Origin of the sequence: Microcoleus sp. D2_18a_B4, from assembly GCF_036702475.1 — a bacterium.
Classification (GTDB): Bacteria; Cyanobacteriota; Cyanobacteriia; order Cyanobacteriales; family Microcoleaceae; genus Microcoleus.
On sequence record NZ_JAUBTL010000076.1, the window covers coordinates 19,881 to 29,554 of the forward strand.

Sequence of the window (9,674 nt, forward strand, 5' to 3'; positions counted from 1 at the left end):
TGTTCCTATCGGGGAACTCTGCAGTTAAATTTTTTTTCCTAACTCCAACTAAAATCCTCATGCAACAAATCCGAAAGTTCCTGATTGTAAGGTTGGAAATAATTAGTCAATTTTTGTTCGATTTCCGGGGGCATTGGGCTGTATTCATCGACATGATTAATTTCATATTCTTTACTTGGAGTCTCATTAATATCCAGAAATTTCAATACTTCCGAAAAGGCTTTGCCTGTATGTGCGTAAAAATCTTCGCTCTTGATAATTAGCAACTGTTCTCTCGGAAAATAGTCGAGCCAATTTTTGATTTGTTCTACATAAATTCCCCGCGACAAATAGGAATAATGCTGGTGATTAAAACTGTAATAATTTTCATCTGATTTGATTTTTTCAATCTCACCTTTGAGTCTATCAGGTTCAGAAGCGATCGCCTTTTCAAAATCCAACTTTTCGCAGCCAGTCGCCACTTCTAAATGATAGTGCATCCACGCTCGTTTTACCGGATTTCGCAGCATTACAATCAGCTTAACATCCGGGAAACACTTGTAAACTCGCTCCGCCACCAAAGGATGATAAATATAGTAAGAAGTCATCTCCCACAGCAGCACCTTGTCACCCGCTACACTGCGAGTCAACTGCTTGCTGTACCACTCAACACCACGCTCAAAATTTAATTCAAAAAAGTGAATATCCCGGGAACCTTCTTTGATAATTTGCAAGTGATTTGCGAGATAGCCGTATAAAGATTCCGTGCCGCAGTTTTGAGCACCTATCATTAAAAAGTCAGGTTTTTGCTTGTTTTCCAACTGAGTCAAAATCTTGGCGTAGCCCGGATGATTATTATCCAAATCGTAAGTGGCCGTGGCTGGTTCGGCCACATCCATAAGCGGCATTTTGCCCTCAAATTCCCAGCGGTACGGCGGACAAAGAATCGTTTTTTGGTTTACAGTCGATCGCACGTACAGCGGATAAACCTGCCACTGATAATCGTAGGCGTAAGCCAAAGTTTCCTCGTAAACCCCAGCATTCACGTAATACTGACCGTTTCCTAAATCCAGCCTATCTATTTGCAGCCGGATTTTGCCTTTCCCTTTCACCAGCGGCAGCAGTCTGCCCATTTGATTAGTATTAGTCTCAAAACAACTTTGACCATCATCCCTGCTGATTGTCACGGCAAAAATAGCCGCAGAAATTTCCTGCGCCACCGAATAATGAATTTCAATGCTAATAGCATCACCGCTATCTATTTCCGTATTTGGCGACACTTTGACATCGGTAATTTCTACTTCCATAGTACCGAAGCGATTCTGATTACCTCGCAGTGGCGAACCGCTACTTGTAGCTTCAGCAGCACGCAAGGGAGTGCTATTTTCTGTGGACGATCGCATTTCTGACAAATACTGACCGACTACCACTTCCGGTTCCCCGTAAGCGACGATTTCACCGGATTTCAGCCACAAAGCCCGATCGCACATTTTCTGAATTTGCGACGCCGTGTGAGAAATCAAAACAATCGCACATCCTTGATTCTTAAACTCAGTTATCTTATTCAAACATTTAGTTTGAAAAGCCACATCACCAACCGACAAATGTTCATCAACTAACAGCACTTCGGGATCGGTATGCACCGCCACCGAAAAAGCCAGCCGCATTTTCATCCCCGTACTGTAAGTCCGCGTCGGGCTGTCAATAAACTGTTTTAACTCGGCAAATTCCACAATATCGTCAAACCTGCGCGCCACTTCCCGGCGAGTCAAACCGGCCACCACCGCACCCACAAACACGTTTTCTCTGCCCGTTAGATCCGAGTGAAAACTCGCACCCAAATCCAACAAGCCGCCAATTCTGCCGTTAACTTTAATAGAGCCTTCCTCAGCCCTGCAAATACCGCCGATAAGTTGCAGCAGCGTTGATTTTCCCGCGCCATTCTTGCCAAGAATTCCCAGCATTTCGCCAGGAGAAACAGTAAAATTTATATTCCGCAGCGCCCAAAAACTCGCCTCCGGCTTCAGCTTCCACCAACCGGACAAAGCGGCTTCCATAATCGTATAAGGTTTCGCGGTAGAGTAGCGGTTAAAACGCTTACCCAAACCTTTGACAATAATTGCTTCACGCATTTACACTTCCTCCACAAAATGAGCGCTTTGCCGTCTAAAAATTCCCAGTCCGATGGGTAAAAGAGCCGCCACAGCCAAGCTCAAAATTAACAGAGCAGACCAATCCGGCTGCATACCTTTAAGAAGTATGGCGCGGTAAGCTTCAATCAGGGGCACCATTGGATTTAAGTAATAAAAAATCTTAAATTTTTCGGGGACGCTGCTGATGTCGTAGAAAATCGGAGTCAGGTAAAACAGCATCTGCAAAACTACTCCCAAAGTGTGCTGAGTGTCGCGGAAAGTGACATTCAAAGCGGCAAGGGGATAAGCAAAACTAACTGTCAGGAAAAACTGAATAATCATCAGCAGCGGCAACAACAAGAGCACTGCATTCAGAGGAGCGCCATCAATTGCCAGAAAGATAAGTAACACCGGCAATGCTAAGAAAAAGTGAATGAGCCCCGTCGTCGTCGTGACTACCGGCAAAATTGCCGACGGGAAATTTGGCTGCCTGATTAGTGGCTTATGATTGGTAATTAATGCCGTTGATTTAAATAATACCGTTTGAGACCAATTCCAGATTAACAAGCCGCTAAAAGCAAAGGAAGAAAATTTGGGAATATTAAGGGGTACGACAGAGCGAAACAAAAAGGAAAATACAGCCAACTGTAACAGCGGACTGATTAAAGTCCAAGCAATCCCCAAGGTCGATCGCTTGTAAAGTAATTTCATCTCGCGATCGACCAACACCCGCAGCAAATCGAACCACTGAGCCATTTTGCGCCCATCGAGGAGCGTTCCAGCATTTCTCACCGCACACCTCCTGCAGCTACCAGCGGTTCAACCCCAAAAAGAGCAGCCAAACGCTGGGCTTGCAAGTACCCTTCCCTGTCAGCAAAAGGACTTTGCAGAGATCCCAGCAACTCACTCACTACCAACTTGCAGGCCAACCAGCCAGGGAGCATCAAGCAACGCAGCAGCAACCTGTTGGGCCACCGAGACCAAGCAAAATGCAAAATGTCCAGGCGCGGCACAGTGCGGTTGCGATCGCACGTCAGTAAATAAGCCCCAAAGCTGCGCCCGTTATCCTGCAACTGCCGGCTAAAAGCCTTGTCCCTGCGTCGGTGTAAGTGCCACACAAAAGCGAGCGCATCGTAAAAAGTCGAGTATCCCTTCGCCAAAACCCGGTGGAACCTCTCCATATTCCCAGCACGGCGAGTTGTAGATCCTACATTGAGAGCAACGTCAAAATTGCCCACAGCCTGGAAAACTTGGCGGCGGAAAGCCATAGTCACAATACGAGTTCCTTTGTATTTTTCTAGTTTCCGAATCGGATTAATCTGTTCAGCAAACTCAATTTCCATCACTTTTATTGCCATAAGTTGCTCCTCAAAATAGTGCAGCGGGAACTAGAGAGAAAAGTTCTGAGTTTTGAGTTGGGAGTTTTGAGTTGCAATTTCCCAATTTTCTAATTTCCCAACTTTTGAGGTTGAAGTTTTGAGTTTAAAGTCCCCGACATACTTATTAATTGCTAATTCGTAATTTTTAAAAGCAACTAAAGGCTTTTCTTCGAGCGTTTCAGCCTTGGGGGGCATACCATTAATTGCCATCGCCCGACCCAGGGGTTCGGCAAAGTGAAGCGCCAGAATCGATCGCAAGTGAGCGCCCCGCAGCGGTTCCGCACCTGCTTGTGGCAAAATGTGACCGACTGTCAGTTGACCGTAATACAGGTAAACCCCAGCCGGTCGTTCCGCGTCGAGCAGGCTTTCAGCAGCTTCCCAACCTGGCTCCAAATCGATGTTAATTTCATGTCCGCCCAAATCAGCACCGGCCCGGCCTCCTTGTATAAAAGTAGAAATTGCCGATCGACTTTTCAACTCATCGAGGACACCTCGCAAATACCAATAAGCGCGCAATTTTGCCCGCAACCACCGCCAAGTTCCCCGCATCCGCAAGCTTTCGAGTAAATCAAGGGATTTCCTCAGTCCCAGAGCCAGCAAATCCACAGCAGCCGGCCAGAAAAACGTGACCGCCACCAGAATTTTATCTACCAGCGAGCAAGCAGTTTCGTAGGCTGCTACCTGCAGTATCGGTCTAAGTTCCGGGTGTCGCTGGCCGATCAAAACATCCGATCGCCCTTCCTGACGAAATCGGCGGAAAGAGCGATCGAGATTGTTGGTTTCGTGTTCGTAATGATAGCCCACTGCTTCAGCAGCCACAACAAAAGGTACATCAGCTTTCAGCAAACGCACCCCAAACTCGTAATCTTCCCCGCCGCAGTTCCCGAAAGCCGAATCAAAGCCATCGAGACGAGCAAACAGTTCTGCATCCAAAGAAAGGTTGCCGCTGAGCAAATCTTTATAAGTAAATCGGTGACCAGGCTGGCTCATCTGATAAAACTTGTCTTCCCACCACGAGCGCACTTCCACGTCAAAAAGTCTAGTTCCTCCGTGCAACTTAGGCGGATATGGGCCCATGACAGCCGAGCCCGGACGTTCTCGGTGAGCGCGCACGTGGCTTTCAACCAAAGGCGGCAGCGCTTCGATATCGTCGTCGAGAAACAGCAGCAATTGCCCTGTAGCCGAAGCCGCTCCCGTATTGCGGGCGATGGCAGCACTCCGGCAATTTACCTCGATCGCGTGCAGTTTAAACGGAGCTTTGTAGTCTTGTAACATTGCCAAAGTATCATCAATGCAGCTATCTGCCACTACAATAACTTCGATCAGGTCGATCGGATAAGTCTGCGAGTGCAAAGCATCCAAAGCCCGGCGCAGCGAAGAGCTTCGATTGTGAGTGGGAATAATTACGCTAACCATCAAGTTTTCCATCTTTAGATTACCCAAATTAACTTCATCTGCATTTCATCTACATTTCATCTGCGTTCATCTGCGGTTAAAAATAATCTAAAACTCCCTATTCAGTGCTCCCCTTAATTTCTTGCAACCACTTCCGAGAAGCAAAATAAGCCATCGGCCCACTCACACAGCCCCGCAGTTGAGCCAACAGCAAATCGCTCGGAATCGACTCGGGTTGCTTCCACAAAGAAGCAAATAATTCAGGAATTTGCTTGGAATGCAGCCATCCCCAAGCTAACCGCAGCACACTGAATTCTCTGTTGATTACAAACATCCGCGTCCAGAAAGCATAGACTCCGATGCCGTAGCCTTGAAGCGTTTTTCGCAATTCTTCCCAAGTGCGCCGATGGCGGTGCCAGCTCAATGCTCTCGGCTCGTAGACAATGCAGTAGCCCGCGCGCAAAATGCGGGCAAAGAGTTCACAGTCTTCGCCACCCACCGTGGGTGTTCCCGCCCCCAAAGCTTCGTCAAACAGGCCAATGTAGTCGATCGAACTTTTGCGCAAAGCCATGCTCGCCGAAACCCCCACAGGAGCGACAACCAGAGGGTTGCATTGCGCCCCGTCAAAAATTCGGCGCTCGAAGCCCCGCCCGTGGGGGCTATAGCGCTCGAACCATTCTTGGGCTTCGGTTTCCAGTTCCAAGGGCATCACCAGCCCCGTGACGCACATCACTCGCGGATCGCTAAAATTCCACAAGAGCGATCGCAGCCAGTTCGCATCGGGGGCCGCGTCGTCATCTGTAAAGGCTACGAATTCGTGTTTAGCTTCGCGTAAAGCTCGGTTGCGGGCAGCGCTGGAACCCGGTAAGTCTTCGCAAACATAGCGGACTTTTGGGTAATTTTTGACAAGTTCCTTGGTAGCGTCCGTGGCGGGAGAATTGTCAATTACTAAGTATTCCTGACCGTCGTCGGGGAGCCGCATAAACGCTTCTAGACATCGCCGCAAATCTTCCGGGCGATCGCGCGTGCAAACTGCTACTGTCGCGAGCGGCATTGCCTGCACGGGCCCGCGTTCGTCCCATGCGAGGGCATCGTAGAGCCAATTTTTCCAAAGGTTCTCCCCCACAGCATTCATCAGTGTTTCCCGCAATTGGGAGCCGTCTATGCGACCTCCGGCTAGCGATAATAGAGCTTGGCCGATGGGTTTTCCGTGCAGTCGAATTAAAACCAAGGCTTTGTTGTAACGCTCCTCAACCGTAATTTCGGGCGGGAGTTTGGAGATTTCCAGGTCAAGGATAGCTGTTGCCATGAGTTATGCCATCTTAGATTTTTGATTTTTGATTTTTGATTTTTGATTTTTGATTTTTGATTTTGAAAAGCTCATAAATAATCCGTATTTCCCCGGATGTATTTGAGCCTAAATTGTTTTATGGGATAGCAATTTATTAATGCCATACTTGCTGCTCGCCGCTTGCGAATCAAACATAAAGCCTCATCTTTGTTATTGCTGTTATTTATATTTTAACTTTCGATGGCCCGGTGATGTCAAGCTTTTTTCCTACATAATATTTGTCGTCAAAAACGCTCGCTCGTTGAGGCTGGTTCAATTGCAGGTGTTATTGGCAGTCGTCGGGCTACCCCGTCTCGTCATTAATAATGCCAAATCTAAAAACCCTATTTTTTGAGAAAACCGGGTTTGTGCGATCGCTCCTCATTTCAGCTTTAATTGCGATCGGGTACTATTCAATGGCAACATAGGAAACAATTAAACACTCGCGCCCTTCAAACTTTCGCCGTTTAACCGCCCACGGATTAGCAGAAAAAAACTCCAAAACTCAACCCTAAATAAGACCCAGGAATGATAAAAAAACAGGAGATAACAGGCTGGTTGGAAACAGATCGAGCTGAGATTACTTCTGGCAAGCTAGTGGTATTTTTATAAAATGAATATCATCTATTGTCGGGGGATTGATGTGGCTATGTTTGGGGGCAAACAAAAGAACGCATCGTTTTGTCCCCTAGTCAATGAGCGGAGTTAAAAAACCTATTATGGGGCAGCCAGTCGATTTTCGATTTTCGATTTACTCCACAGATGAATCTGGGAGCTTGAACAAGAGTCTAAAACTTTGGGCTGCGGGCGATTCCTGTCGGAAACTTAGTATCCGTTTTTGGGCGGGGTCAAAAAGCTATTTAAACTCTCTCCTCAACAGCCACAAGGTTTGCTTAGAAGAATGTATCAAACTTTTACCAAAAAACCGAGCAAACTCATAAAGTCTCTCTCTGCCCTGACAAAAGCAGTTAGCTAGCACGATGCGGGTTCTCCGTTTTTCAGATTGGACTCTACACGGCCCTCAAAACCCTAAAAATGAAGAATTGTAAAGTTTTATCAAGATATTGGGACATCTGAATTAAAATCTTCTCATAAAAAAGACTAGCTTTTAGCAGGCGCAAATTGTGGAAAAAAGTTTAAAACTCAGAATATGAGATTGAGTTCGCTACTCTTACATGGTGCAATAAAATGTAACTTTTGATGCCAGAACCAGTAGCATGAACTTTGTCGAAGGCCGAATGCCCATCAGGCAAATGCCTTCGGAAAATCGCCTTCTTGGCGCTGCATCAAATCTTAAGTGCAATTACTTTCCTTGCACGAGAGCCGGAGCCTTCGAGCAAACATTTAGCTCCAGGGCTTACGCACCAGAACTTGGATAAACCGGGTTTTTTTACCGGGAGCGAGGGCGGCAACAAAGTGTTTTCGTTCATCAAACCCGGTTTCAGCGTCCGAGACTCAACTCGATCGAATGAATGCAGTCGCAACCAATGTTTAAAAGTGGCGATACTGCAAGTTGCGTGCAAAGCAGGGAGCTAACCGCAGTGATGGATCTCGATTGTTTACCTTACGGCGCAGGCCACGCCCAAGAAGGGGTCTGTCTCCTAGTCCGAATGGGGCCGCACCGCATTTTACTCGACTGCGGTGTAGATGATATTGCACCGCTATCAGCGACCTTAAATCGATCGCTGCCAGCCGATTTTGTGGTGTGTACCCACGCCCACTCCGATCATGCCAGAGGTTTGCTAGCACTCCATCAATCTTTCCCCCACTTGCCAATTTACGCCAGCGAAGTGACAGCGCGACTGCTACCGCTCAACTGGCCAGAACTGGCTCAACAGCCAGAGTCCCGGTTCTGTCAGGGACTGCCCTGGCAGTCGCCGCTCGAAGTGCGCCCAGGACTGAGCGTGCAGTTGTTCCCGTCGGGCCATTTGCCCGGAGCGGCGACTGTGCTGCTGACTTATGCCGCCCCGCACCGCACCTACACAGTGGTTTACACCGGCGACTTTTTCCTGTCCAATTCTCGTTTGGTGGAAGGTTTGCCCCTGGGAGAACTCAGGGGCATGAAGCCGGATGTGTTAATTTTGGAAGGCAGTTACGGCACGGCGCGCCACCCTCACCGCCGACAACTAGAAAATCAGTTAGCCGATCGCATCCACCGCGCCATCGCCGACGGGTACTCGGTACTGCTGCCCGCGCCGGCCCTTGGTTTGGGCCAAGAAATGCTGATGCTGCTCCGCAGTCACCACTACTTTACTGGCCGCGACTTGGATATTTGGGTGGACGGCACTGTCGCCGACGGGTGCGACGCTTATCTGGAACTGTTACCCCAATTTCCCACCGCCGTCCAAAATTTTGCTCTGCACCAACCTTTATTTTGGGACGAAAGGGTGAAACCCCGCGTCCGCCGGCTGTCTGCCGAACAGCGCCCCGGATTGGGAGCCACGCCCTGTATTGTAATTACAGACAAGTTAGCTGATTTGGGTTTGTATGTTGCCGATGGCACAAATCCTTGGATTTTGCTCGCCCCTCAAAAACCAGGCTATCCCGTCACCGACTGGCTGGGCAACAGGCCCCTATTTGGAGTCACAAGTGTCGAAACTTATCTGCTAGCCGAACACTGCGACGGGCCGGGGACGACCCAACTCATCCACAATTTGCGTCCCCAGCACGTAATTTTACTCCACGGTTCCCCTGCATATTTGGCTGACTTGGCTAACTTGGACGAGCTGCGAAACCGCTACCAGTTGCACACTCCGGCGGCCGGAACACTTGTCGAATTGCCGATCGGGGAAATGTTTTTGCAGCCCGCTATCCCAGAAACTAACTATGAGGGAGAACTCAGCGAATTGGGGACAGAGGTAGCAATTAGCTTGCCGAGTCCGATTACAGCCGATCCTCGGTGGGCCAATTTTGCCGATACCGGTTTGGTAGAAGCGCGCTGGCAAGGCGAAGAACTGGTACTGCGGGGCATCTCCCAGCGGGAACTCCTTTTTCAAGGCAGCGCCGTTCAGGCCAACCTCGAATGCTGCGGCAATTGCCAGCACTACCGCAGCCAGCGCTGTTGGAACCAGTCCAGTGCTTTGTTTGGCTTTAAAGTTACCCCCGACGGTTTCTGTCCGGTGTTTAAAGCGATACCGGAGTCGGAACTTTTCCTAGATGGCGAAACAGACGGCGAATAAGCTGTCGGGCACATCGAAACCAGCCTGCAGGCAAAGAAAACAAAAGAACAGTTCTGGACGCACCCAGACAAAAAACCCGGTTTCAGCAGGGGTAAGCTGTCGCGTATTGAATTTTTAACTACCAGCCGGGAAGTCCCTCGGTATATTTAAAGGGGATTAATCTGATCGCTGCGCGAAGTACCCCGAATAAATTACGCCCGCGTGATGAAAGGCTCGTCGGGTGTAGGTACCCAAAGCGACAATTATTTCTGTATATCCCTTGATAATCTGGAAATACTCT

General features: G+C 48.6%; 6 protein-coding genes. 1 reads left to right on the plus strand and 5 read right to left on the minus strand.

Annotated features, from left to right (window positions below; all coding sequences use genetic code 11):
* Window positions 1–38: 38 nt before the first annotated feature.
* From QUB04_RS29015 to QUB04_RS29035, 5 genes are all read right to left on the minus strand, one after another.
* Window positions 39–2,111 carry an ATP-binding cassette domain-containing protein gene (locus QUB04_RS29015; RefSeq protein WP_333289853.1) on the minus strand — a complete coding sequence of 691 codons (2,073 nt, stop codon included), beginning with the start codon at window positions 2,109–2,111 and terminating at the stop codon, window positions 39–41.
* The gene (locus tag QUB04_RS29020; protein WP_333107369.1) at window positions 2,112–2,903 is read right to left on the minus strand and encodes an ABC transporter permease; all 792 of its coding nucleotides are present in this window, start codon (window positions 2,901–2,903) and stop codon (window positions 2,112–2,114) included. It lies immediately after the preceding gene.
* A complete protein-coding gene (locus QUB04_RS29025) occupies window positions 2,900–3,469 on the minus strand; it encodes a hypothetical protein (RefSeq protein WP_333289855.1) in 570 nt (189 codons plus the stop codon). The genes QUB04_RS29020 and QUB04_RS29025 overlap by 4 nt, the downstream gene beginning before the upstream one ends.
* 30 nt (window positions 3,470–3,499) lie before the next feature.
* The gene (locus tag QUB04_RS29030; RefSeq protein WP_333289857.1) at window positions 3,500–4,906 is read right to left on the minus strand and encodes a glycosyltransferase family 2 protein; all 1,407 of its coding nucleotides are present in this window, start codon (window positions 4,904–4,906) and stop codon (window positions 3,500–3,502) included.
* A 97-nt stretch (window positions 4,907–5,003) separates the two neighbouring features.
* Window positions 5,004–6,194 (minus strand): glycosyltransferase, encoded by a 1,191-nt coding sequence (locus QUB04_RS29035; RefSeq protein ID WP_333289859.1) that lies wholly within the window; start codon window positions 6,192–6,194, stop codon window positions 5,004–5,006.
* Between the two features lie 1,565 nt (window positions 6,195–7,759).
* On the opposite strand from QUB04_RS29035, the gene QUB04_RS29040 reads away from it, so the two are divergent.
* On the plus strand, window positions 7,760–9,394 hold the full coding sequence (locus QUB04_RS29040) for an MBL fold metallo-hydrolase (protein WP_333289861.1): 1,635 nt from the start codon (window positions 7,760–7,762) through the stop codon (window positions 9,392–9,394).
* Window positions 9,395–9,674 lie beyond the last annotated feature (280 nt).